Source organism: Arthrobacter sp. AOP29-A2-19, from assembly GCF_058138025.1.
In genome coordinates, this window is the sequence record NZ_CM176894.1 from 3208416 (window position 1) to 3232072 (window position 23657).

Sequence of the window (23657 nt, forward strand, 5' to 3'; positions counted from 1 at the left end):
CCCTTGCTCCATGAGCGAACCCGCCACAGCCCGAAACCACCCGGCGCGACTCCATCGGAACCACAACTACCTCTGGTGGCTGGCGAGCGATACGGGCACGGCATTCGGCACGGCCCTGCAGTCGTTCGCGATCCCCTTGCTGGCCCTCTACGTCACGGGCAGCCCGGCACAGGCCGGGATCGTGGCCGCGATCGGTCAGGTGGGCCGAGTGGTCGCCATTCTGCCGGGAGGAGTGCTGGCCGACCGGCACGACCGGCGCATGCTGATGCTGGCCGGTGGCGCGCTCGGCCTGGCCGTGGCCGGCGCCATGGCCGGCCTGCAGGTTGCCGGGCTGCTGGACGTGTGGCTTCTGGCCGGACTCAACCTGCTCCTCAACATCCGCAACGGACTCTTCGGTTCCGTTTCCAACGCGGCCCTGAAGGACGTTGTCTCGACGCCGCAGATCGCTCCGGCCATGGCGGCCAACCAGGGGCGAGACGCCGCCGTCTCCCTGGCCGGAGGTCCCGCCGGCGGCGGGCTGATGGCGCTGGGCCACGCCCTGCCCCTCGCCGCCGTCGCGGCGTCCCACGCCGTCGCCCTTGTGGGGGCCCTCGCCATCAAGGCGGATCTGCGGCCCCGGCCGGACGGGGCGACCGCCGCGCCCTTGGGGGACGCGGCAACTCCCCGGCACTCCTCCGCGGCCGCCATGGTGCGCGGCTACGTCGGCGAGGCCACGGAGGGGCTGAAGTGGATCTTCCGGCGGCCCGAGCTGCGCGGGGTGATGCTCATCTCCACCGTGCTGAACCTGGGCGTGAACTCCGCCGTCACGTCCGTGGTCTTCGGCCTGCAGCAGCGCGGGGAGTCCCCCGCGGCAATCGGGCTGGTGTCCGCGGCCCTCGGCGCCGGCATTCTGCTGGGTTCGCTCGTCGCGCCGCTTCTGGTCAAGCGGGTGCGTACCGGAACCCTGGCCGTCTGCGGGCTGCTGCTGGTGGCCGGCGGCGTGGCGTTCCTGCCGTTTGTACCCGAGCTCCCCGGCCTGCTGGCGGTATTGGCGCTGATGGTGTTCGCCGCGCCGTCCATCAACGCCGGGCTGCTGGGGTACTTTATGGCGGCGGTCCCCTCCCCGCTGCTCGGCCGGGCGAGCAGCGCCATGGACCTCCTCGCCCTCGGCGCGGTGCCGCTGGCACCGCTGATCGCCGGATTCGGCTACGCCGTACTCGGCTGGTCGGGTGTCCTGCTGGTCTGCGCGGGACTCTGCGCCGCGGCCGCGCTGCTGGCCGCCGCCAACCGTCGGCTGCGGTCGCTGCCGGGTCCCGGGGATTGGGAGGACCACGCCGCGGAGATGTCGGCCGAGGCGGCGGCGACGGTCCGGATCTAGCCGCGCGGCGACGGCGGGGCCGGGCGAGCCGGACGAGTTAGCCTTTGCCGCCCTTGGCGGCCGTGCCCTTGGGCTTCTTCGCCGCCTTGGACTTGTCCGCCGTCTTGGACCCTCCCGTCGCACCGACTGTGGCCCCCGCCTTTGCCGGGGCAGCCTTCCTCGCCGCCTGATCCTTCTTCGCGATGTTCTTCTCGGCGACGTTCTTCTTCGCGTCGCCGGCGTTCTTCGCGCCAGCGTTCTTCTTCGCGTTGCCGGCCCCCTTCGCGCCAGCGTTCTCCTCCGTGGCCCCGGCGTTCTGGGTGGCGGCGCGCCTCTCCGCGGTGCCCGACTTCTCCGTGCCGGGGGTGCGCGCTGCCGCAGTGCCCTTCGGGCCGTCCGCGGCTTCCACGCGCATACCGGCGTTGGCGACATCGCCGGCTCGAGCGCCGTTGGCCTGAGCGCCGTTGGCGCGACCGCCACCGGTTCCGCCGCCGTTGGAGGCCTTCGCCGCCGTCGCGCTCGGCACCATCACCGGCGCCGGCGCCGAGGAGATCCGCGGACGGGGATATTCGGCGAGGGCTCCGGCCTCCACGCCAACCGACGCGACGGACGGGGACTCCGGGCGCGATGTGGCGGCCGCGATCCCGCCGACGCCCGCGGCGAGCGCCAAGGCCACCACGGTACCCACAACGGCCGGCCCGCGGCGGCGGAGCGGCACCACGTTCGCCGACGCCTTCCCACCCTCGAGCAGGAGCTTGAGCTGACCGCTTGGCGCCGGAGCCTCCCGGTGGGCGAAGGCCTGGAGCGAGACAAGCGCCTGCTCCAATCCCGGATCCGCGGGGAGGCCGCTTTCGGCGACCAGGCGGGACGCGGCGGGTCCGGCGCCGCGCTCCGTGTGCCCCGACCAATGGCGACTAGGCATCCGCGCCCACCTCTTCCAGAATCTTCTTCATGGCCAACAGCCCGCGCCGTTGGAGTTGCTTGACGGCCCCCGGGGTCTTGCCCATGATGCCGGCTGTTTCCTCGATGCTCATGCCCGCCACAACCCTCAGCAGGACGCACTCCCGCTGATCCTCCAGCAGCCCGTCCACAACGGCCCCCAATGGACCCGATCCGAGCCGGTCCAGGATCGTTTCCTGCGGCGATGCCGCCGTGCGCGGATCGGCGTCCGGCTCGTACGCGTCGAGGCGGGGCGACCGGGCCCTGGCACGGGTCGCGTCGACCATGCGCGCGTGTGCGACCGAAAACGTGAAGCGCCTGAAACCGGCAAGCCCGCCCTCGATCCTGCCGAGCTGGGTGAAGACGGTCAGGAAGACATCCTGGGTCACGCCTTCCGCGTCATCCACGCCCCTGGCCTCCAGATAGCCGTGGACCTGACCGGCGAGGCTCCCGTAGAGCGCCGCAAGGGCCTCGGCATCGTCTTGCCGGGCCCTCTGCAGTACCTCATCCGTGAGGACGGGGGTCAAGGCGCTCCTGAATTTCCGGGGAACGGATCGGACGCCGGCCCGGATAGTCCTAGGCGTCAGGGGGCGAAACGTCCGGTCGGAAGTGGTGTAGAAGCCGGGCCGAGACTCGTTGGGGGGAACCCTCGGCCCGGCTTCCTCATAGACGTAATCGTGCGCACCACCGGCGAGGTTACGCGGCGGGACGAATTCTTTCGCGGGGACGGGCGGCCCCCTAGACGCCGATCCTGCGGTTCTTCAAGACGGGCAGGAACTCGCGCACCTCGTCGATGCGCCTGCGTGTCACGTCGACGGTCACGAGGCCCTCCCTCTCGTCGTCCAGATAGTCGACAGGTATGCCCATGGGATCCAGGATCGCCGAGTGGCCGATCGTGTTCGTGGAGCTGGTTCCGGCCGCCGCGATCCACACCGTGTTCTCCACGGCGCGCGCCTTCAGCAGCGTTTCCCAGTGGTCGATCTTGTGGTCGCCCTTGAACCAGGCGGCGGCGACGAGGAGCACGTCGGCGCCCTGGACGGCCAGCTTCCGCGCCAACTCGGGGAACCGGATGTCGTAGCAGGTCATCACGCCGACCTTCAGGCCGCCGATCTCAAAGACGCCCGGCGCCTCCGGATCCCCGGCCTTGATCCGCGTGGACTCCTGGTAGGAAAAGGCGTCGTAGAGGTGGACCTTGCGGTAGGTGCCCGCGATGCGCCCGGTCTCGTCCACAACCACCAGGGTGTTGTAGGGGCGGGCCTCGCCGCTGGCCTCGTAGCCGCCGGCCACGATGGCCACCTTGTTCTCCGCGGCAATGAAGGACAACTGCTGGACGAACGTGGTCCAGTCCCGCTCGACCGCGTCGGCCAGGTCGCCCTCCACCTTGCGCACGGTGAACATGGTCTCCTCGGGAAACAGCACCAGCTCCGCCCCTTCGGAGACCGCACGCTCCGCCAATCGGCGGACGACCTTCAGGTTTTCCGCTAGGGATCCCGACGGGGAGAACTGTCCAGCACTGATCTTCATCTCGTTGCCTTCCACTGGGGGTCTGTTCCCCAGCGTACCCAGACCTCGGCACGGCGCGTAGCCTGTGCACATGAGCACTCCCCTCTTGCGCACCGAGGTGCTGGTGGTCGGGGCCGGACCCACCGGACTGATGGCCGGGAACTGGCTGGAGAAGCTGGGTGTCCATTCCATGGTCATCGACGGAAAGTCGGGGCCGACGCGGGAGTCCCGCGCGCTGGGCATCCATTCCCGGACCATGGAGATCTACCGGCAGCTGGGCGTCGTCGACAGGGTGCTGGAACGGGCCGTCCTCGCCGCCGAGGTCCGGCCGGGGATCGGCTCCCGCCCGCTGGAGGCCATTCCCCTGGGAAGGTTGGGCCACCGCCTGACCAAGTACCCCGGGCTGCACGTCCTGGAACAGAGCGCGAACGAGGAGATCCTCGCCGAACGCCTGCGCGACCGCGGCTGTCCGGTGTGGTGGAACCACGCGTTCGTTTCGCTGGACCACCGGTCCGACGACGGATGGGTGAGTGTCGAGGCCGAGGGGCCGGCCGGCCGCGTGCGCATCCTGGCCCGCTACGTGGTGGGTGCCGACGGGGCCTCGTCTCCCGTGCGCCGCGCGCTGGGAATCGACTTCAAGGGGGCCACGAGCGCGCAGGTGTTCTACGTGGTGGACGCCAACGGCGTGACCGGTTCGGACCCGAGCATCAATGTCCGCGTCAGCGGCGAGAACTTTATGCTTGGCTTCCCCATGGGTCCGGACGGCGCCGGCGGCCAGCGCGTGCGGCTGCTCGGCATCGTGCGCCAGGAGTACGGCGCCGGGGAGGGGATCGGGGAGGGATCCTCCGCCGTGGACGAGCGCCGGGCACGCGCCACCCTCGAAACCGAATTCGGCATCAGCTACACGGACTCCGAGTGGTTCACCACGTACCGGGTGCACCACCGGGTCGCCGACGCGTTCCGCGGCGGCAGGGTGTTCCTCGCCGGGGACGCCGCCCACATCCATTCCCCGGTCGGCGCGCAGGGCATGAACACCGGCCTCCAGGACTCCCACAATCTCGCGTGCAAGTTGGCCGACGTCCTGAACGGGCGGATGCCGGCCGGCTACCTGGACCGCTACGAGGCCGAGCGCCGCCCGGTGGCGCTGCGGCTGGTGTCGACGACCGACCGCGTCTTCACTGCGGTGACGTCCATGACCCGCCCCGCCCGCATCCTGCGGACGGTGGTCCTGCCGCTCGTGTGGCCCTTCGTGATCCGGCTGGTGCCGCGGTCCCCGGCCGGCGGGCGCATGTTCGGCTATCTGTCCCAGACGCGGATCCACTACTGGATGTCCGACGCGGACCGGCGGGCGGCCGACGCGACCCGCGGCCTGGCTCGCTGGACACGCCGGGGGAAGCTTTTGGGACGGCGCCTGCCGTGGGTGTCCGGGGCGGGAGCCGAGCACGACAACCACGCGGCCCTTGCGTCCGCGACCTGGCAGGTCCACGCCTACGGGACGTCCGCCGTCGCGCTCGGTGGCGTGGTGGCGGGACGCTACGGCCTCGTGCTGCACGAGTTCGGGGCGGCCCCGGACAAGCACCTTCCGGACGGAACCGTTGTGGTGGTGCGTCCGGATGGATTCGTCGCCGAGGTCCGCGACGCCGTCGGGACCAGGGCCGCCAAGGGACGCGGCCTAATCTAGGCCACGGGGCCGCGCAGCCTCTTGGCGAGATAGGGCGCCGTGACGCTTCCGGCGGCGGCCGCCACCTGGTCCGGGGTTCCGGCCACGACCAGCCGGCCACCCTTGTCGCCGCCTGACGGCCCCATGTCGATCACCCAGTCGGCGGCGGCGACCACGTCCATGTTGTGTTCGACCACCACCACCGTGTTGCCGGCGTCCACCAGACGGTCCAGCTGGCGCATCAGCCGCACCACGTCCGCGGGGTGCAGCCCGGTGGTCGGCTCGTCCAGCACGTAGAGCGTGTGGCCGCGCTGCAGCCTCTGCATCTCGGTGGCCAGCTTGATCCGCTGGGCCTCCCCGCCGGAAAGTTCCGTGGCCGGCTGGCCCAGCCGCAGGTATCCGAGGCCGACCTCCTGAAGCGTGGCCAGACTCCGCGCCGCGGCCGGCACGTCCGCGAGGAATTCCGCCGCGGCGTCGACGGGCAGCGCGAGGACCTCCGCGATGTTCTTGCCGCGGTAGGCGACCTCGAGCGTCTCGGCGTTGTAGCGCGCGCCGTGGCAGTCGGGGCAGGGCCCGTAGCTGCCGGGCAGGAAGAGGAGCTCCACTGCTACGAAGCCCTCGCCCTGGCACGTGGGGCACCGGCCGTCGGGGACGTTGAAGGAGAAGCGTCCGACGCCGAAGCCCCTGCTCCGCGCCTCGTCCGTCCCCGCGAACGCCTTGCGGACGGAGTCGAACAGGCCGGTGTACGTGGCCAGGTTGGAGCGCGGCGTCCGCCCGATCGGCTTCTGGTCCACCCTGACCAGGCGGTCGATCGATTCCAGCCCCGAGGAGCGGCCCACGGAGGCCGCGGCGTCCCGCGCCCCGTCGTCGTCCTCCGACTCCGGCGCACCCGCGTCGGCGTCGGGCCTGACGTGGCGACCCACGGTGTCCGCCAGGACCCTGCTGACGAGCGAGGACTTGCCCGAGCCGGACACCCCGGTCACGGCCGTCATCACACCCAGGGGGAACTCGGCGGTCAGCGAACGCAGGTTGTGCAGCTCGATGTCCTCCAGCCGGATCCACTCACCCGGCTCCCGCACTGCGCGGCCGCCGGGGACAGTCGCCGAGGACCCGTGCCCGCCGGCGCCGACGTCGAACAGGTAGCCGCGCGTGACGGAGGCCTCGACGTCGGCGAGCCCCGGCACCGGACCGCTGTAGAGCACCTCGCCACCGCCCTCGCCGGCATGCGGCCCCACGTCGACGATCCAGTCGGCCCTGCTCACCACGTCCATGTTGTGTTCGACGACAAAGACCGAATTGCCGGCCTCCTTCAGCTGCTGGAGGACGGCCAGCAGCGGCTCGGCATCGGCCGGATGGAGCCCCGCGGAAGGCTCGTCCAGCACGTAGACCACGCCGAACAGCCCGGAGCGCAGCTGCGTGGCGATGCGCAACCGCTGGGTCTCCCCCGGGGACAGGGTCGGTGTGGTGCGCCCGAGCGCGAGGTAGCCGAGACCCAGGCCCAGCAGCACGTCGACGCGCCTGATCAGGTCCTCGGTGATGGCTGCGGCGACGTCCGCGGAGTTGGGCGATCCGGCCGTCGCGGGATCACAGGAGCGCAGGCGGTCGGCGAGCGCCGACATCGGCAGCGCGTTGAGCTCCGCGATCGTCCCCCCGTCGAAGGTGACGGCGAGCGCCTCGGCCCGCAGTCCGCTGCCGTCGCATTCTGCACAGGGGCCAGACTCCATGTAGCGCAGCACCCGATCGCGCATGCTCTGGCTCTTGGAGTCCGCAAGCGTGTGCATCACGTAGCTCTTGGCGCTCCAGAAGCGCCCCTTGTAGGGCTTCGCCACGCGGTCCCGCTCCGGGTTCACCTCGACGACGGGCTGTTCCCCGGTGAAGAGGATCCAGTCGCGGGACTTTTTCGGCAGCTTGCGCCACGGGACATCCACGTCGTGGCCGAGCACCGTGACGATGTCCCGGAGGTTTTTGCCCTGCCAGGCCCCGGGCCAGGCTGCGATGGCGCCCTCGCGGATGCTCAGCGACGGATCGGGGACCAAGGAGGCCTCCGTGACGGTGTGCGCGACTCCGAGGCCGTGGCACACCGGGCAGGCTCCGGCCGCCGTGTTGGGGGAAAAGGAATCGGAGTCGAGCCGGTCCGCGCCCTTCGGGTACCGCCCCGCCCGGGAGAAGAGCATGCGCAGCGAGTTGGACAGGGTGGTGATCGTTCCCACCGTCGAGCGCGAACTGGCCGTGCCGCGGCGCTGCTGGAGGGCGACGGCGGGCGGCAGCCCTGTGATCTCCTCCACCCGCGGGTTGTGGCCCTGCTGCAGGAGCCGGCGCGCGTACGGCGCGACGGACTCGAAGTACCGCCGCTGGGCCTCCGCGTAGATGGTGCCGAACGCCAGCGAGGACTTGCCGGAGCCGGACACGCCGGTGAAGGCCACCACGGAGTCGCGGGGTACGTCGACGTCGACGTTGCGCAGATTGTTCTCGCGGGCGCCGCGGACGCCGACGAAGCCGGACTCGGGGGAACTGGATACCATTCCCCCGACTCTAGCCCCCTGCCGGATCAGTCGCCGATCAGGTCGTGGCGCACGATCGTCTGGTCGCGGTCCGGACCGACGCCGATGGCGGAGAAGCGCGTTCCGGACATCGCCTCGAGCGCCAGCACGTAGCGGCGGGCGTTCTCCGGCAGGTCCTCCAGGGTCCGCGCCTCGGTGATGTCCTCGTCCCAGCCGGCGAAGTACTCGAAGATCGGCTTCGCGTGGTGGAAGTCGGTCTGCGTCATCGGCATCTCGTTGTGCCGCACGCCGTCGACGTCGTACGCCACGCAGACGGGGATGCTCTCGATGCCGGTGAGCACGTCCAGCTTGGTGACGAAGTAGTCGGTCAGCCCGTTGACCCGCGAGGAGTAGCGGGCCAGCACGGCGTCGTACCAGCCGCAGCGGCGCGGGCGCCCCGTGTTGACGCCGAACTCGCCGCCGGTCTTCTGCAGGTACTCGCCCATCTCGTCGAACAGCTCCGTGGGGAACGGCCCGGCGCCGACGCGCGTCGTGTAGGCCTTGATGATGCCGATCGAGCGGGTAATGCGGGTGGGGCCGATCCCCGATCCCACGGACGATCCGCCAGCCGTCGGGTTGGAGGAGGTGACGAACGGGTAGGTGCCGTGGTCGACGTCGAGCAGGGTGGCCTGGCCGCCTTCCATCAGCACAACCTTGCCGGCGTCGAGCGCGTTGTTCAGCTCCAGCGTGGCGTCGATGACCAGGGGGCGCAGCCGCTCGGCGAAGCCCAGGAAGTACTCGACGATCTCCTCCACCTCTACCGAGCGGCGGTTGTAGATCTTCACCAGCAGCTCGTTCTTCTGGCGCAGCGCGCCCTCCACCTTCTGGCGCAGGATGGACTCGTCGAACAGGTCCTGGACCCGGATGCCCAGGCGGCCGATCTTGTCCATGTACGCGGGCCCGATGCCGCGGCCGGTGGTCCCGATGGCGCGCTTTCCGAGGAAGCGCTCGCTGACCTTGTCCATGGTCTGGTGGTACGGGGCCACAAGGTGCGCGTTGGCGGACACCCGAAGCTTTGATGTGTCGGCGCCGCGGGCCTCGAGCCCGTCGATCTCCTCGAACAGCGCCTCGAGGTTCACCACGCAGCCGTTGCCGATGATCGGCACCGCGTTCGGGGAGAGGATGCCCGCGGGAAGGAGCTTGAGCTCGTACTTCTCGCCGCCGACGACGACGGTGTGCCCGGCGTTGTTGCCGCCGTTGGGCTTGACTACGTAGTCGACGCGGCCACCGAGCAGATCGGTGGCCTTGCCTTTGCCCTCGTCGCCCCACTGGGCTCCGACGATCACGATTGCTGGCATGGGATCCTCCCCTTGCTGGTTCAGCTAGACCGGCTTCCACCGGGTTCCGGCGGTGCCGGACACAAGAACGCCCCTAACCACTTGCCCGCACCCCGTCTCCGGGGCGCGCGTAAGAGATAGGGGCTCTTACGCACCGAGTTTACCGGAGGGGGCGTCAACATGCGACTTATCCACAGGTTGCCCTGGGCGGCCGGCCCTTGGCTGCGGGCCACGCCGGGCGTACCGTGCCCGTATGGCGGACTCGGGACAGGGCGCAAGGGTGGGGATTTCAGGTTGGCGGTATCCGCCGTGGCGCGGCACGTTCTACCCGAAGGGGCTGCCGCAGCGCAGCGAGCTGGAGTACGCCTCGGCTCGTCTGGACACGCTGGAGATCAACGGGACGTTCTATTCGATGCAGCGCCCCTCCAGCTTCCTCGCCTGGCACGACGCCGCGCCCCCGGGATTCGTGTTCTCCGTCAAGGGAGGCAAGTTCGTCACGCATGTGAGGATGCTCCGCGACGTGCGCGGCCCGCTGTGCAACTTCTTCGCTTCCGGGGTGCTTGCGCTTGGCGAGAAGCTGGGTCCCTTCCTGTGGCAGACCCCGGAGTGGCTGCACTACAACGAGGACGTGGTGGAGGAGTTCCTCGGCCTGCTCCCGAAGACCGTCGGCGAGGCGCTGGGAATGGCCGCCGACCGCGACGAGTGGATGGAGGACCGGTCCTGGACGGCCGCCGCCGCCGACGGCCGGCTTCGCCACGCCATGGAGGTGAGGCACGGCAGCTTCGAGACGGAGCGCTTCCGGGACCAGCTCCGCCGCCACGGCGTTGCCGCGGCGACCACGGACAGCGCCGGGAAGTGGCCGCTGTTCCTCGAGCAGACCTCCGACTTCTCCTACGTGCGCCTGCACGGGCTCGGCGAGCTCTACGCCGGAGGCTACACGGAGGAGGCCCTCGACACGTGGGAGGGTCGGGTGCGCGGGTGGATGGAGGAGGACGGGGGCCGCGACGTGTTTGTCTACTTCGACGACGATGCCAAGGTCAGGGCGCCCCACGACGCCATGGCGCTCGCCGGGCGGCTGCGGCGCCCGGGCGCCTCCTAGGTGTGTCGACACCTAGACTGTGGGCATGGCGCTGACTCGTGAACAGGTGGTGGGGACCGCCGTCGGCATCCTCAGCGACTTCGGTCTCGGCGACCTGTCCATGCGGCGCTTGGCCCGCGAGTTGGACGTTCAGGTCGGCGCCCTCTACTGGCACGTCAAGAACAAGCAGGAACTCCTCGTCGACGTCGCCGCGCAGCTCCTCGGCGGCATCGCCGACCCCCCGCGGAAAGAGCCTGGGGCAGCCGCCGCCCGGGCGGCCGCCGGCCGCCTCGCGGGTGACATCAGGGCGGCCCTGGTGCCCGTCCCGGACAGCGCCGAAGTGGTGCAGCTGGCGCAGACGATGCAACCGGCGGCGCTGGCACCCATCACCCGCCTGCGGGACCTGTTGGAGGAGGCCGGGGTGCCGGCCGACCGGTCGGCGTGGGCTCAGCACCTGCTGCTGAACCACATTCTGGGCTCCGTGGCCGCGCACCAGGACCGGGTCTCCCTGAGTGCCGTCTCTCCGGAGGCGGGCGGACCGGACCTCGGCGAGGCCGCGTTCATCTGGGGGGTGGATGCCATTCTCGGCGGCGTCCTCGCGGGCTACGGGGCCGCTTCCGCGTAGCGCCTGAAGCTTTCCAGCTGGGTCAGGTCCGCCTCGACCAGGGACGCCGCGACGTCCCCCGCCATGTCCGCGAGGCTGTCGGTGACGTGGACGGTGACCTGGAGCGTGAGTCGCGTGTCCAGCCCGGCCGCCGCGAGCCCGTAGGCGTAGTGCGCGCCGACGTCGCCCTCGCCCGTGGTGATGGTGATGCTGCGGCCCGGGTCCAGCGCTGTGACCTGCGCGGTCCGCTCGTGTCCGCGCGCGTGGAAGTCGATCACCAGGCCCGTCTGCGTGGGCCCCTCGGCGTGCATCTCGGTGACGCCGGGCATCCAGGCCGGCGCCGCCACCCAGTCCGTCAGGAGCGCCCAAGCCCGGGCGGGCGGGATGTGCACAACCACGGTCGAGGTGAATGCCGGCACCGGTTCCATACCTGCATGATGCACGCCGTCCGGCGCTCGCGGAAGTGCGCCCGGCGACAGAGGGCCGACTCGCTCAGGAGCCCAGGCGGCCGCCGGACTCCTCGAGGTAGCAGGAGCCGCACAGCGATTCGTACCAGACGTCCTGGCCGTCGATCGCCACCTGGTCGCCGTCGAACACCACGGAGTCGCCGACGCGCCGAGTGTTGAAGATGGCTTTCCGGCCGCAGCGGCAGATCGTCTTGAGCTCCTCCAGGGTGTGGGCGATCTCCATCAGGCGGTGCGACCCGGGAAAGGCGCGCGTCCGGAAGTCCGTCCTGATGCCGTAGGCGAGCACCGGCACGTTGTCCTGCACCGCGATGCGGAAGAGGTCGTCCACCTGTTCGGCGCCCAGGAACTGCGCCTCGTCCACCAGCAGGCAGGCAACCGGCGGCTGGTCGACGTGCTCCAGCAGCGCGTCGGGGTCGTCGCCGGCCGCGTGCGCGGCGAAGAGGTCGCGGACGGGCGCGGCGGCGGGGATCAAAAAATCCACCGAGCGCGTCATGCCCAGCCGGGACACGATGTCGGTGTCGCCCTTGGTGTCCACGTCGGGCTTGGCGAGCAGCACGCGCTGTCCGCGTTCCTCGTAGTTGAACGCCGCCTGCAGCAGGCCGGTCGACTTCCCGGAGTTCATCGCGCCGTAGCGGAAGTAGAGCTTGGCCAAGGAGGTCCTTTCGACGGGTGCGGCAATCGATTCTATGCCGCGCGCGCCCCCCTGGCCCCAACCGGCCGGCCGGTGGCGGCTAGCCGAGGACCACGGGCCTGCCGTAGAGGACCGCCTGCAGGGTGTCTTCGAGCTGACGGAAGATGTACGAGCTTTCGGTCGCCCAGAAGGCCACCTTGGGCGCGCCAGTCCCCGGGTCCTCGGCCGTCCCGATCCTGAAGTGCCCGCGCGGTCCGGTGTTCACGTAAGTGACCGGCTCGACGGCGCCGCCCGGACCCTCCGCCTCGAGCACCCAAGTGAACCAAGGGTGTGACCAAGCCTCCCGCAGCAGGTCGCCGGCTCCCTCGGGCACGGGAGCGTCGCCGCCGAGCCGGCGGTCGACGACGTCGGAGTCGAAGAGGAACGGCGCCAGGTGCAGGCTCCACGCGGGCCCCACGCCGGCCCATCGGGCCAGGGCGGAGCTCAGTTCGGTGACGGGCAGGATCTGCACGTTGAAGCGGGCCGGATCGTCGGGATGCCACGGCTGGTTCAGGACCCTGGGCCCATACCCCTGTTCGGCCGCAATCAGCACGTTTCCGCCCAGAACAAAGGCCTGGAGGGTGGTTTCCCCATCCAGGAACCTGCCCGTCAGGCGGAACCGGACGGGAGCTTCGGTCAGCGCGGACGCCATAAAGCCGCCCAGTTCCCCCAGCCGGCCCCCGTCGAGGACGCCCAGGTCCCTGAGTTCGTCGACGAGAGGATCGGAACCTCCGAGCCGGCCCAGCACGGTGTCCTTGATTTCCGCCGTCCGCGCGATCGCCCCGCCCGTCATCCAAACGCCCGTGCCGATGGTGGCGCCGGCTGCCAGATGGGCGAAGAGGGCCTCGAGTTCGGTTCCCTGGTCCGCGCTGGCGGCCTCGTCGACGGCCGTGTCCGCCGCGCGTCCCTCGGTCGCGGTCACGTCCCCTGCCTGCGCCCCGTCATCCGGCCGCGCGGCCCGAAGCGTCCGCACGGACCGGGCGATGGCCTGGAAGGGCTCGTCGAAGATAAAGCGACTCTGGATCGCGGTCGTGGTGCTGACCTGCACGGCCCAGCCGTCCAGCACCAAAAGGTAGTCGGCGCCGCTGACGGTCAGCCCGTTGGGCGCGCGGTGGGTGTACTCGAGAACGCGGCCCTCCTGGGCGGCAAGCGGAACACCGAGCGCGTCGGTCGGGATCGAGCCGTCCCCGAGCGGCTCGGCGAAGCGGTAGGCCCACCGGCCGGCGTGAACGACTCGTCCCTCGCGCAGGTCCCTTTCGATGCCCGCCATCGCGCGCCGGCTGAAGTCGGCCAGGGTCCCGGAGTAGGGATTCGCGGTGACGACGACGTTGGGCGTGAAGTCGTTCTCGACGGGCGGCATGGCGGCGAAAAGTTCGACCTCCGGCCGGAGCGACTCGGCCGTCCACGGCTGAAGGGTCTCGAAGGACAGGACTCCGCGCGTGCCTTCGGTCAGCGTGCTTTGCAGTTGCCGGCTCATTTCCATCCCTGCCGTGCCGCGTTCTCCGGCACTGTCTCGTGTGGGCCCCACAATGGTGTTCCGGCGTCTCCGATGTCGCCGCCGCGACGGATCCACTCCTTGTGCCACCGCGGCGTCACGCCGTGGGGCCACCACCAGCGGGTCGCGATGACCAGTGGCGCGCCGACAAAGGCGAAGACGGTCCAGAGGGTGTTGGCGTTCTCCCAGTGCTCCAGGGTCGCGGTGAGGGGCACCGCGGCGCAGAGGATGACAATGCCCACCAGGCCCACCTGCAGCGGCAGGTAGTTCCGCTTGGTGAAAAAGAACGCGGCCACGGGCTTGGGTGCCCAGGTGCGCCATCGGCCGCTCCAGGCGGCGACGCCGGCGCCCAGCGCGCCCAGGCCGGGCAGGCCGAGTAGGAGTGCCATTACGAGGTAGTCGTTCATGGGGGCGTTGTTCTCCAGGGAGCTAGTCGAACGGGTTGAGCGAGGAGAGGACTTTCTTGCCGGCGTCGACGGCCGCCTCGCCCAGGGATCCGACATCCCCGTGGCGCAGGTCGTTGATGGCCCCGCCGACGGCCGAGCCTATCTCACCGCCAACCCAGCCGCCCACCATGCCCCCGACGAAGCCGCCGACCGCCGCACCCACGCCGGGAATGGGGATGAGGGCCTGTCCGACGACGGCGCCCGCGCCGCGTCCGACGGCCGTACCGACGACCTCGCCGACGGCCTTTCCACCGGTCACGATGGCGGCGTCCGTGGCGGCCGTCTGGGCGTGCTCGGCCGCGCTGAGGCTCGGGTCGCGCAGAAGGCTTTCGTTGTAGCCGTCGGAGTAGGCGCCCATCGCCGTTGCCGCGTAGTCTGCACCCGTCAGCAGCTTGCCCGCGGGCCCGCTGGCAATACGGTTGATGTTGTCCAGGGCGCCGGGGAGGCGGACCGGGCCGTTGCGCACCCCGGCGGCACCGGGCGGCGTGCCCGGCCCGCGCGTGAGCTGGACGCGCAGGTTGACGTTCTGGCCATTGATGTTGAACTTGGTGTTCTTCAGGTGCGGGTACTTGGCCAGAAGAAGACCCAGGGCGCTCTGCGGATTGATGCCGTCCAGCATCCGACGGGTGGCGCCGTTGGAAACCCGGGTGGGATTGGGTCCTTGGCTGTCCACCAGACGCTGGATGTAGCTGTCCGGCACGTTCAAGCGGTTCAGGACGCCCGTCGAGATGCGGTGGCTGGATGGCGGCGTCGCCTGGAACGGGTTGGAGGCGGAGTTGAACTCGAAGAACAGCTTGCCGTTCCGGTAGGTCATTTGGGACGCGGCGAAGCCGGCCCCTTCCAGGATGTCGACACCCTTGCCGGTGAGGTCGGTGGCGTTGTTGACCCCGTCGTACCAGCCGGTGCTGGGGTTCAGGCCGCGGATCGCGGAGGAGCACTTCTCGACCGCCGCGTCGTAGAGGCCCGCCACGGCGTTGATCTCCGTCTGGATCTCGGCGTTCTCCGTCGCGTAGTCGTCGGCACGGTCGGCGAAGGCGATGCCGTTGTGCGTCGACGCCCGCTCCTTGACGTTGTTGTACCGCGTCTTCAGGCCGGCGATGTCGTCGGAGTACGCCTCAAGGGCCGTCCCGACCTGGTTCGTCAGGTCCTCCGACGCCGTGATGAAAGGCTTCATGACGGTGGGGACCGCCGTCATGACCTTCTCGGTGTGGGGGGACTGGAAGTGAGGACGCAAGGTGTCCCAGCCCGCCTTGACGTCGTCGTAGATCCCGGACGAGTCCGTCCCGACCTTGCGGACGGCGCTGGCCGCGGCATCGATGGCCGCGGTGTCAGGAAGCGTATCCGGCAGCGCGGAGATGGATACGGGCATCAGTCCTGCTCCGTCCGGTCGCCGCCGTCGACCGTGGGCACGGAGTGGATGGCGTGCTCGGCGTCCTCGGCCATGGACTCGTCTCCCTGGATGTAGGCGTTAATGGCTTCGGACGTGTGTCCGCAGATGGAGTTGCCGGCGTTCTTGGCGGACTGCAGGAGCGGCCCCGCGAAGTCCCCGAGCAGGGAGTTCAACGCGTCCCCGATGTCCAGGTGGTCGCACGCCGTGGCGGCCTCTTCGAAGGCGGTGGTCAGGGCCGTCTCCTGGGCCGTGAGCCTGTCCACGTCGCCCTGCGCCGCCACCACTACGCCACCTGCCGCGCCGGTGTTGATGTCCCAGCCGTCCAGAGCCACCGTGTTCCCCCTCTTTCTCGAGTTGCTTGTGTAACCCTGCGAGAATAGCGCGCCGGCCATCCGGCCCGCGATGGGGAGAACTCCCCATGTGGCCGGCTCCGCATCCGCACCGTGCGTGTAGCGTGGCCGGAATGGACCGCTTCACGGGATACATCGCCGGCTTCGGGACTGCCGCGGGCACCAGATGCGTGGTCGGACACTGGCTCGATTCCCCGCTGGGCGCCTTCACGGACGTGATGGTCGAGCACGGCGGCGGAGAGCGCACCCTCCTGGCGCCGAACGCCGGCGTCGCCGAGTATGTCTCGGCGACCTACGGCTTCGACAATGTCGTCACCGCCCCGATCGCTGCCCGGCTGGTCGACGGAACCGGCGGCCCGCCCGTGCTCCGGCTCGCGGGCGGCCCCCTCCGGCTGGTGATCGAACTGGGCCCGGTGACGGGCCTCGGCCGCCTGATGGAACTGGTTCCGACCCGGCTCGCCGTACATCCGCGCTGGCTAACCGCCATCAACCCGCTGGCGTCGCTGCTGGTTCCCGGCGTCGCGACGGCCGGCTCCGCCGGTGGCGGCCGCCGCGAGTTTTATGGCGTGCGCTCGATCCGCTCGATCGAGCGGGTGGAGGCATGGTGGGAGGGGCGCAACCTCGGCCCGCTCGCGCCGGTCGATCCGCCGGTTCGCTTCGGCTTCAGCTCCGTGCCCCGCCGGCCGCAGGCGGTCGCCGTCACAACGACGATCCTTCCCGCGGCCGGCGCCCCGTCCTAGCTAGGACTCGCCCCGTTCGATCGCGGCCTTGGCAGTCGGGTCCGAATCGTCCAGGAACTTGCCGATGCGGTCCACTTCTTCCGTCTCCCCGATGGCCGCCGCCGCCTTGCCGAGCGCGTACAGCGAGCGCAGGAAGCCGCGATTCGGCGCGTGGCGCCACGGAACCGGTCCCTGCCCGCGCCAGCCCGACTTGCGCAGCGAGTCCAGCCCGCGGTGGTAGCCCACCCGGGCATAGGCGTAGGACTCGACGGGGTGGCCCTCGGCGAGGGCGTCGTTGGCCAGCAGAGCCCAGGCGAGGGACGACGTCGGATAGTCTGCGGCCACGTCCGCGGGCTCGTCGCCCGCCGCGAGACGGGCGTCGACCTCCGACTCGGACGGAAGCAGCGTTTCGGGGATGCCGAGCAGGTTGCGGCCCAGTTCGTCGCTCACGGCGCCTACTTCAGGGACTTGCCGGCGGAGCCGAGCTGGCGGGCGGCCTCGACAACGCGTGCCGCCATCGAGTCCTCGGCCTTGGCACCCCAGACGCGGGGGTCGTACAACTTCTTGTTGCCGACCTCGCCGTCGACCTTCAGCACACCGTCGTAGTTGGCGAACATGTGCCCGGCCACCGGCCGGGTGAATGCGTACTGGGTGTCCGTGTCGATGTTCATCTTGATCACGCCGAAGGAGACGGCGTCGGCGATCTCCTGTTCGGAGGAGCCCGACCCGCCGTGGAAGACCAGGTCGAACGGGTTTTCCTTGCCGAGCTTCGCCCCGACCTGCGCCTGAATGTCCTTCAGGATCTCCGGGCGCAGCTTCACGCCGCCGGGCTTGTAGACGCCGTGCACGTTGCCGAACGTCAGCGCGGTGATGTAGCGGCCGTTCTCACCCGAGCCGAGTGCCTCGATAGTCGCGAGCGCGTCCTCGACCGTGGTGTAGAGCTTGTCGTTGATGGCGTTCTCGACGCCGTCCTCCTCGCCGCCGACCGTGCCGATCTCGACCTCTAGGATCTGCTTCGCGGCCGCGGTGCGGGGCAGCAGTTCGGCGGCGATGCGCAGGTTGTCCTCGAGCGTCTCCGCGGAACCGTCCCACATGTGCGAGTTGAAGAACGGGTCGCGTCCGGCCTTGACCTCCTCCTCCGAGGCGGCCAGGAGCGGCAGCACAAAGCCGTCCAGCTTGTCCTTGGGGCAGTGGTCCGTGTGGAGGGCGATGTTGACGCCATATGACTTCGCGACCTGGCGGGCGAAGGCCGCGAAGCCGAGCGAGCCGACCACCATGTCCTTGACGGAGGCGCCCGACCAGTAGGCGGCCCCGCCCGTGGAAACCTGGATGATGCCGTCCGACTCGGCCTCGGCAAACCCGCGGATCGCGGCGTTGAGCGTCTGCGAGGACGTCACGTTGACGGCCGGGAAGGCGTATCCGCCGGACTTGGCGGCATCGATCATGGCGTTGTACTTGTCCGGGGTTGCGATAGGCATACTGACTCCTTGGAGGTCGGCTGGGAGTAGACGGCGTTTGCTGCCTCCATCCTAGCCAAACGTGGCGGGCACCACGCCCCCATGACGGTGGGGAGCGGCGGCGCGGGCGCTCCCCCGCTAGGATGGAAGGAACGTGAGGGAGTATCCCCCCGCGCCGAGACCGTCAACACGTTGGGCACGGTTGCCCCGCCGGTCGAGGCGGACGGCACCATGCAAGCGCCGGCGGAGAGACTCGCGGCGATTCCGCCTACCCGCGAAAGGAAACACCGTGACCGTTCCCACCTGGATCTGGCTGGCGACCATCGCCGCCATCCTCGGCCTGCTGGCCTTCGATTACTTCTTCCACATCCGCAAGGCCCACGTTCCGCAACTCAGGGAAGCGGCCATCTGGTCCTCCATCTACGTGGGGATCGCCGTCCTCTTCGGAATCGGCGTCCTCATCTTCGGCGGCGGCACCATGGGCGGCGAATACTTCGCCGGATACATCACCGAGAAGGCGCTCTCGGTGGACAACCTGTTCGTCTTCCTGGTCATCATGGCCAGCTTCAAGGTGCCCCGCGAGGACCAGCAGAAGGTGCTGCTCTTCGGCATCGTGTTTGCCCTGATCATGCGCACGGCCTTCATCTTCGCCGGCGCGGCCCTGATCAACAGGTTCTCCTGGATCTTCTACGTCTTCGGCCTGATCCTGCTGCTGACCGCGGGGAACCTGCTGAAGCCGAATGCCCACGAGGGCGACCAGGCCAACAACTTCATCATTCGGCTCGCCAAACGTTTCCTGCACACGTCGGAGCACTACGACGGCGACAAGCTGTTCACGGTCGTGAACGGCAAGAAGGCGCTGACCCCGATGCTCCTGGTGATGGTGGCGATCGGCGGCACGGACATCCTGTTCGCGCTGGATTCGATCCCGGCCATCTACGGCCTCACGCAGAACGTCTTCATCGTCTTCACCGCCACCGCGTTCTCGCTCATGGGCCTGCGCCAGCTCTACTTCCTGCTCGACGGCCTGCTTGACCGGCTCATCTACCTCTCCTACGGGCTCGCGGCCATCTTGGGCTTCATCGGCGTCAAGCTGTTCCTGCACGCCCTCCACGAGAACAACCTGCCGTTCATCAACGGCGGCGAACACGTGGACGTCATCGAGATCACCACGGCCCTCTCGCTTTCCGTCATCATCGGCATCCTGGTGATCACCGTGGTCGCCTCGCTGGTTTCCAAGGCCGGGAAGGCGCAGACGGCCATCAACAACGCCCGCCGCCACGCGGAGGACTACCTGGACCTCGGCTACACGGCGGACCTGGCCGAACGCGAACGCGTCTACTCCCGGCTAGTGCAGGAGGAGCAGAACATCCTGACCATGGAGCCGAAGTACCGCAACAAGGCCAAGGACGTCGAGGCGATCCGGGAAAAGGTCAAGCTGGCGCACCAGCGGCACCAGGAAGTGGCCTCGGAAACCTCCTAGGGTCCGGCGGTCAGCCGGGCAACTGTCCGAACACGTGCTGCCGGATCCAGGCGTGCATGGCAATGCCGGCGGCGGAAGCCGCGTTGATGGAGCGGGTCGAACCGAACTGCTCGATGCTCAGCGTGGCCTCCGCGGCGGCATGCACCTCCTCGGACAGGCCGGGCCCCTCCTGCCCGAACACCAAGACACAGTCTCGCGGCAACGCGTAGGTCTCCAACTTCTCGGAGTCCGGGAAGATGTCGATCCCGATGACCGCCAGGCCCTCCCGCTCCGCCCAGGCGGTGAACTCGGCGACCGTGGCGTGGTGCCGCACGTGCTGGTAGCGGTCGGTGACCATCGCGCCGCGCTTGTTCCACCGGCGTCGTCCGATGATGTGGACTTCCTTGGCGAGGAACGCGTTGGCCGTCCGCACAACCGTTCCAATGTTCATGTCGTGCTGCCAGTTCTCGATGGCGATGTGGAAGTCGTGGCGTCGGGTGTCCAGGTCTGCCACGATCGCCTCGTGGAGCCAGTAGCGGTACTTGTCGGCGACGTTGCGCCGGTCGCCCCCGCTCAGCAGTTCCTCGTCCCAGTGGGTTCCCTCCGGCCGCGCGCCCTCCCACGGCCCAACGCCAACGGGCGGGTTTGCTTCCTGCCACGGTTGGGTGGACGGCGCGTCCGCGACGGCGGCTTCGGGAGTTTTCTTCACCATCCAAGGGTAGTTGGTGGGAGACTTGCCCTGACCGCACCACCGAAGGAGTCTCCACTTGCCCATCGTTGACAACGCCATCTACGTCGACGGCAAGCGGACCGAGGCGCCGGCCGAGTTCTCGGAGACGTTCGAACGGATGAAGGCGGTCGGCGGGATGGCCTGGCTGGGTCTCTACCGCCCGGACCACGCCGAACTCCGCGCGGTGGCGGACGAGCTGAACCTGCACGAGCTGGCGATCGAGGACACCCTCACCGGACACCAGCGGGCCAAGATGGACCACTACGGGGACCACACTTTTGTGGTCCTGCGTCCCGCCCGCTACCTGGACGACGTCGAAAAGGTCGAGTTCGGCGAAATCCACGTGTACACCGGCCCGGACTTCGTGGTCACGGTGCGCCGCGTGGAGGCGCCGCACCTGGCCCCCGTGCGGCAGCGGCTCGAAGAGGATCCCCGGCTACTGTCCATGGGCCCGAACGCCGTCCTGTACGCGATCCTGGACCAAGTCGTCGACGAGTACGTGCCCGTCGCGGAGGGCCTGGACAACGACATCGAGGAGATCGAGTCGGAGTTGTTCGTCGGCAACACCCGGGTGGCCCGGCGCATCTACGAGCTCTCGCGGGAGGTGGTGGAGTTCCAGCGCGCGGTCGCCCCGCTGGAGCGCATGGTCGCCGTGATGCGCCGCGGCCTGGTGGAGGAGGGCGGCGACGCGCTCGATTCCCAGGGCAGCGCCGTCGCGCGCCCCGGGGCGGAACCGGCGGCCCTGGAGCTGGACCGCCTGCTGGCGGACGTCCACGACCACGTCATCCGCATGGTGGACCGGATCGTCGCCATGCGCCAGGTGCTCACCAACGCGCTCACCCTATCCTCCACCCTGATCTCCCAGCGGGCTGCCGAGGCCAGCGTGGAGCAGAACGAGCAGATGAAGAAGATCTCCTCCTGGGCGGCCATCCTCTTTGCGCCGAGCCTTGTGGGTAGCATCTACGGCATGAACTTCCACATGATGCCGGAGCTGTCGTGGGCCTGGGGCTATCCGGCGGCATTGGCACTGATGGCGGCCCTGAGCGCCGGGCTGTTTGCGGTCTTCAAGCGGAACGGCTGGCTGTGACCGGCCGGATCGAGGGCGCGGTGCCCGGGGTGCTGAACCTGCGGCCCGTCGTCGAGGGACTGGTCTACCGCTCCAGCGCGCCGTTCGGCTGGGACGCCCACCGGATATCGCGCTTCCTGGCGGAGCATGGGATCGGCACCGTGGTGGACCTCAGGTCACCCCGGGAGAGCGCCCTGGTCCCTTGGTTGTTGGATGCCCGCGCGCACGGCGAGCAGCTGCCCGATCTGGTGTCCGCGCCGCTGGATCCCACGGAGGGCAAGCCTTCGCTCGTCCGGGACATCCACACCGCCGACGACCTCGCCGACCTCTACCTCTGGTGGACCGAAGCGCGCCCGGACATGGTGGTCAGGGCCCTTTCCCCGATCGCCGCGGGCAGCACCACACTGCTGCACTGCGCGGCCGGCAAGGACCGCACTGGCGTGCTGTCCGCCGTTGTGCACCTCGCCGCCGGAACCGACAAGGAGTCGATTGTGGTGGACTACGCCCGGACAGCCTCCGACCTCCCGGAGATCCTGTCCGCGCTGCACGCCCTCCACCTGCGCGCCCATCCGGGGGAGGAGCCGCCGGCGTTCACCGCGGAGCGGCCACCGGTGATTTTCACCGCACCGGCGGAGGCCATGCGGATCTTTGTGGAGCGCTTCCTGTCCCGGCACGGCTCGATCGCGGCCTACCTGCACGACGCCGGCATGCCGTCCCGGGACATCGAGGAACTCCACGACCGCCTGCAGCAATGATCGCCGGCCGGTGGCAGACTGGCGGCAGCACAACCCGAGGAAAGGCGAGCCCTTGACGCATCACCGCACCCCCACGGACATCGAATGCTGGCTGACGGACATGGACGGCGTGCTGGTCCACGAGAACAAGCCGATCCCCGGTGCCGCTGAGCTGATCGCCCGCTGGGTGGACACCTCCAAGCGGTTCCTGGTGCTGACCAACAACTCCATCTACACCCCGCGGGACCTGCAGGCACGGTTGTCGGCGTCGGGGTTGGAGATTCCGGAGGAGAACATCTGGACATCCGCGCTGGCCACGGCGGAGTTCCTCAAGAGGCAGATGCCCGGCGGCCGCGTGTTCGTGATCGGCGAGGCCGGGCTCACAACGGCGCTGCACGAGGCCGGCTTTATCCTCACCGACCAGGATCCCGACTACGTGGTCCTCGGCGAGACCCGCACCTACTCGTTCGAGGCGATCACCAGGGCGATCCGGCTGATCGATCTCGGCGCCCGGTTCATCTCGACCAACCCGGACGCCACCGGCCCGTCCGCCGAGGGCGCGCTTCCCGCCACCGGCGCCGTGGCGGCGCTGATCACCACCGCCACGAACCGCACGCCCTACGTCGTCGGCAAGCCGAACCCGATGATGTTCCGCTCGGCGATGAACCGGATCGAGGCGCATTCGGAGACGACGGCGATGATCGGCGACCGCATGGACACGGACATCATCGCGGGCATGGAGGCCGGGCTGTACACCGTCCTGGTGCACACCGGCATCACCCAGCCCGCCGACATCGCGGCGTTCCCGTTCCGGCCGGACGCCGTCTACGATTCCGTCGCGGAACTTCTGCCCGACGTCTGATGCAGCCAGCCCGCGGCCGCCCGAGCCAGCTCTCCGGGCGCCGCGGCAATGTCGAGCGCGCGACCGGCCGCGTCGGGGCGTCTCCGTCCAGAGTCGGGGCGTCTCCGTCCAGAGAGGTCCCGCCCACGTGGTCCGCGAGCAGCGCCCCGATCGTGGATTTCCCGCAGCCCGGGCCTCGCGAAGGCCCTCGACACCGTGGACGCGGACACCCCGGCGACGCGCGCCACGTCGTAGATCGTCGCCAGTGCGCCTGGCGTCTCGGCGGAGGGCATGTGGCGGGTCGCGCAGGCTAGTCGAACAACCCCAGTTCATCCTTGCCGAAGGCGAAGAGGTAGGGGACGCCGGCCTCGGCTTCGATCCGTTCCTTCGATCCGGTGTCGCGGTCCACGATGACCGCAACCGCCTTGACGTTTCCGCCTGCCTTGCGCACCCCCTCGACCGCGGTCAGCGCACTGCCGCCAGTAGTGGACGTGTCCTCCAGTACGACGACGTCCCGCCCCTCCACGGACGGGCCTTCCACCTGGCGCCCCATGCCGTACGACTTCTGCGCCTTGCGGACAACAAAAGCGTCGATGGGACGGCCCTCGTCGCCGGCGGAATGCATCAGCGCGGTGCCGACCGGGTCCGCGCCCATGGTCAGTCCACCCGCGGCGGAGAAGTCGATGCCCGCCTGGTCCAGGAGCTCGAGCATGACCCGCCCCACAAGACGGGAGGCCTCGTGGTGCAGCGTGACGCGGCGAAGGTCGATGTAGTAGTCGGCTTCCTTGCCCGAAGACAGGACTACCCTTCCCCGAACAATGGCCAGTTCCTTGATGAGTTCGAGCAGGCGGGCGCGGTCGTCGCTGTGGGAGGTCATGGTGTCGATTCTAGTT

Annotated in this window: 25 protein-coding genes; 9 read left to right on the top strand and 16 right to left on the bottom strand. The window is 69.5% G+C overall.

What is annotated here, in order from left to right; genetic code table 11:
• Window positions 1-10: 10 nt before the first annotated feature.
• Complete coding sequence (locus AC3ZJJ_RS14760) at window positions 11-1357, top strand: MFS transporter (RefSeq protein WP_489892575.1); 1347 nt, start codon at window positions 11-13, stop codon at window positions 1355-1357.
• A 37-nt stretch (window positions 1358-1394) separates the two neighbouring features.
• Here AC3ZJJ_RS14760 and AC3ZJJ_RS14765 read toward each other — a convergent pair whose 3' ends face one another.
• The 3 genes from AC3ZJJ_RS14765 to AC3ZJJ_RS14775 form a co-directional block, all read right to left on the bottom strand.
• Window positions 1395-2258, bottom strand: coding sequence for a hypothetical protein (locus AC3ZJJ_RS14765; RefSeq protein WP_489892576.1), 864 nt, complete (start codon window positions 2256-2258; stop codon window positions 1395-1397).
• Window positions 2251-2802 (bottom strand): RNA polymerase sigma factor, encoded by a 552-nt coding sequence (locus AC3ZJJ_RS14770; RefSeq protein ID WP_489892577.1) that lies wholly within the window; start codon window positions 2800-2802, stop codon window positions 2251-2253. The genes AC3ZJJ_RS14765 and AC3ZJJ_RS14770 overlap by 8 nt, the downstream gene beginning before the upstream one ends.
• Window positions 2803-3013: 211 nt before the next feature.
• Window positions 3014-3799 carry a carbon-nitrogen hydrolase family protein gene (locus AC3ZJJ_RS14775; RefSeq protein WP_489892578.1) on the bottom strand — a complete coding sequence of 262 codons (786 nt, stop codon included), beginning with the start codon at window positions 3797-3799 and terminating at the stop codon, window positions 3014-3016.
• Between the two features lie 70 nt (window positions 3800-3869).
• Here AC3ZJJ_RS14775 and AC3ZJJ_RS14780 point away from each other — a divergent pair, with 70 nt between their 5' ends.
• A complete protein-coding gene (locus AC3ZJJ_RS14780; protein WP_489892579.1) occupies window positions 3870-5459 on the top strand; it encodes an FAD-dependent monooxygenase in 1590 nt (529 codons plus the stop codon).
• On the opposite strand, the gene AC3ZJJ_RS14785 is transcribed toward AC3ZJJ_RS14780, so the two are convergent.
• Window positions 5456-7960, bottom strand: a complete 2505-nt coding sequence (locus AC3ZJJ_RS14785) for an excinuclease ABC subunit UvrA (protein WP_489892580.1) — start codon at window positions 7958-7960, stop codon at window positions 5456-5458. The two genes, AC3ZJJ_RS14780 and AC3ZJJ_RS14785, sit on opposite strands and share 4 nt — an antisense overlap.
• Before the next feature lie 26 nt (window positions 7961-7986).
• Window positions 7987-9276 (bottom strand): adenylosuccinate synthase, encoded by a 1290-nt coding sequence (locus AC3ZJJ_RS14790; protein WP_489892581.1) that lies wholly within the window; start codon window positions 9274-9276, stop codon window positions 7987-7989.
• A gap of 232 nt (window positions 9277-9508) precedes the next feature.
• Here AC3ZJJ_RS14790 and AC3ZJJ_RS14795 point away from each other — a divergent pair, with 232 nt between their 5' ends.
• Both AC3ZJJ_RS14795 and AC3ZJJ_RS14800 read left to right on the top strand, forming a co-directional pair.
• A complete protein-coding gene (locus AC3ZJJ_RS14795) occupies window positions 9509-10354 on the top strand; it encodes a DUF72 domain-containing protein (protein WP_489892582.1) in 846 nt (281 codons plus the stop codon).
• Window positions 10355-10379: 25 nt separating this feature from the next.
• Window positions 10380-10958 (top strand): TetR/AcrR family transcriptional regulator, encoded by a 579-nt coding sequence (locus AC3ZJJ_RS14800; RefSeq protein WP_489892583.1) that lies wholly within the window; start codon window positions 10380-10382, stop codon window positions 10956-10958.
• On the opposite strand, the gene AC3ZJJ_RS14805 is transcribed toward AC3ZJJ_RS14800, so the two are convergent.
• From AC3ZJJ_RS14805 to AC3ZJJ_RS14830, 6 genes are all read right to left on the bottom strand, one after another.
• Entirely contained in the window at window positions 10937-11365 is a 429-nt protein-coding gene (locus AC3ZJJ_RS14805) for an SRPBCC family protein (RefSeq protein WP_489892584.1), read from the bottom strand. The two genes, AC3ZJJ_RS14800 and AC3ZJJ_RS14805, sit on opposite strands and share 22 nt — an antisense overlap.
• A 64-nt stretch (window positions 11366-11429) precedes the next feature.
• A complete protein-coding gene (locus AC3ZJJ_RS14810) occupies window positions 11430-12056 on the bottom strand; it encodes a thymidine kinase (protein WP_489892585.1) in 627 nt (208 codons plus the stop codon).
• Between the two features lie 79 nt (window positions 12057-12135).
• Window positions 12136-13551: a hypothetical protein gene (locus AC3ZJJ_RS14815; protein ID WP_489892586.1), complete on the bottom strand. Its 1416-nt coding sequence runs from the start codon at window positions 13549-13551 to the stop codon at window positions 12136-12138.
• Window positions 13548-13976: a hypothetical protein gene (locus AC3ZJJ_RS14820; protein WP_489892587.1), complete on the bottom strand. Its 429-nt coding sequence runs from the start codon at window positions 13974-13976 to the stop codon at window positions 13548-13550. Before AC3ZJJ_RS14820 ends, AC3ZJJ_RS14815 begins: the two co-directional genes overlap by 4 nt.
• A gap of 22 nt (window positions 13977-13998) precedes the next feature.
• Complete coding sequence (locus AC3ZJJ_RS14825) at window positions 13999-15384, bottom strand: hypothetical protein (protein ID WP_489892588.1); 1386 nt, start codon at window positions 15382-15384, stop codon at window positions 13999-14001.
• Window positions 15384-15737: a DUF6507 family protein gene (locus tag AC3ZJJ_RS14830; protein WP_489892589.1), complete on the bottom strand. Its 354-nt coding sequence runs from the start codon at window positions 15735-15737 to the stop codon at window positions 15384-15386. Before AC3ZJJ_RS14830 ends, AC3ZJJ_RS14825 begins: the two co-directional genes overlap by 1 nt.
• 131 nt (window positions 15738-15868) lie before the next feature.
• Here AC3ZJJ_RS14830 and AC3ZJJ_RS14835 point away from each other — a divergent pair, with 131 nt between their 5' ends.
• Complete coding sequence (locus AC3ZJJ_RS14835) at window positions 15869-16495, top strand: hypothetical protein (RefSeq protein ID WP_489892590.1); 627 nt, start codon at window positions 15869-15871, stop codon at window positions 16493-16495.
• On the opposite strand, the gene AC3ZJJ_RS14840 is transcribed toward AC3ZJJ_RS14835, so the two are convergent.
• Complete coding sequence (locus AC3ZJJ_RS14840; RefSeq protein ID WP_489892591.1) at window positions 16496-16924, bottom strand: DUF3151 domain-containing protein; 429 nt, start codon at window positions 16922-16924, stop codon at window positions 16496-16498. It abuts the gene before it with no gap.
• Window positions 16925-16929: 5 nt separating this feature from the next.
• The gene (gene fbaA, locus AC3ZJJ_RS14845) at window positions 16930-17952 is read right to left on the bottom strand and encodes a class II fructose-bisphosphate aldolase (RefSeq protein ID WP_489892592.1); all 1023 of its coding nucleotides are present in this window, start codon (window positions 17950-17952) and stop codon (window positions 16930-16932) included.
• Window positions 17953-18220: 268 nt separating this feature from the next.
• Here fbaA and AC3ZJJ_RS14850 point away from each other — a divergent pair, with 268 nt between their 5' ends.
• The gene (locus AC3ZJJ_RS14850; RefSeq protein ID WP_489892593.1) at window positions 18221-19414 is read left to right on the top strand and encodes a TerC family protein; all 1194 of its coding nucleotides are present in this window, start codon (window positions 18221-18223) and stop codon (window positions 19412-19414) included.
• Window positions 19415-19424: 10 nt separating this feature from the next.
• On the opposite strand, the gene AC3ZJJ_RS14855 is transcribed toward AC3ZJJ_RS14850, so the two are convergent.
• The gene (locus AC3ZJJ_RS14855; RefSeq protein WP_489892594.1) at window positions 19425-20102 is read right to left on the bottom strand and encodes a TrmH family RNA methyltransferase; all 678 of its coding nucleotides are present in this window, start codon (window positions 20100-20102) and stop codon (window positions 19425-19427) included.
• 58 nt (window positions 20103-20160) lie between these two features.
• Between AC3ZJJ_RS14855 and AC3ZJJ_RS14860 the strand changes: the two genes are divergently transcribed.
• The 3 genes from AC3ZJJ_RS14860 (at window position 20161) to AC3ZJJ_RS14870 (ending at window position 22785) form a co-directional block, all read left to right on the top strand.
• On the top strand, window positions 20161-21210 hold the full coding sequence (locus tag AC3ZJJ_RS14860) for a magnesium and cobalt transport protein CorA (RefSeq protein WP_489892595.1): 1050 nt from the start codon (window positions 20161-20163) through the stop codon (window positions 21208-21210).
• Window positions 21207-21944, top strand: a complete 738-nt coding sequence (locus tag AC3ZJJ_RS14865; protein ID WP_489892596.1) for a tyrosine-protein phosphatase — start codon at window positions 21207-21209, stop codon at window positions 21942-21944. The genes AC3ZJJ_RS14860 and AC3ZJJ_RS14865 overlap by 4 nt, the downstream gene beginning before the upstream one ends.
• A 100-nt stretch (window positions 21945-22044) precedes the next feature.
• A complete protein-coding gene (locus tag AC3ZJJ_RS14870) occupies window positions 22045-22785 on the top strand; it encodes an HAD-IIA family hydrolase (protein WP_489895859.1) in 741 nt (246 codons plus the stop codon).
• Here the strand turns inward: AC3ZJJ_RS14870 and AC3ZJJ_RS14875 are convergent.
• Both AC3ZJJ_RS14875 and pyrE read right to left on the bottom strand, forming a co-directional pair.
• On the bottom strand, window positions 22749-23057 hold the full coding sequence (locus AC3ZJJ_RS14875; RefSeq protein WP_489892597.1) for a LacI family DNA-binding transcriptional regulator: 309 nt from the start codon (window positions 23055-23057) through the stop codon (window positions 22749-22751). The genes AC3ZJJ_RS14870 and AC3ZJJ_RS14875 overlap by 37 nt on opposite strands.
• 17 nt (window positions 23058-23074) lie before the next feature.
• The gene (pyrE, locus tag AC3ZJJ_RS14880) at window positions 23075-23641 is read right to left on the bottom strand and encodes an orotate phosphoribosyltransferase (protein ID WP_489892598.1); all 567 of its coding nucleotides are present in this window, start codon (window positions 23639-23641) and stop codon (window positions 23075-23077) included.
• Window positions 23642-23657: the final 16 nt, after the last annotated feature.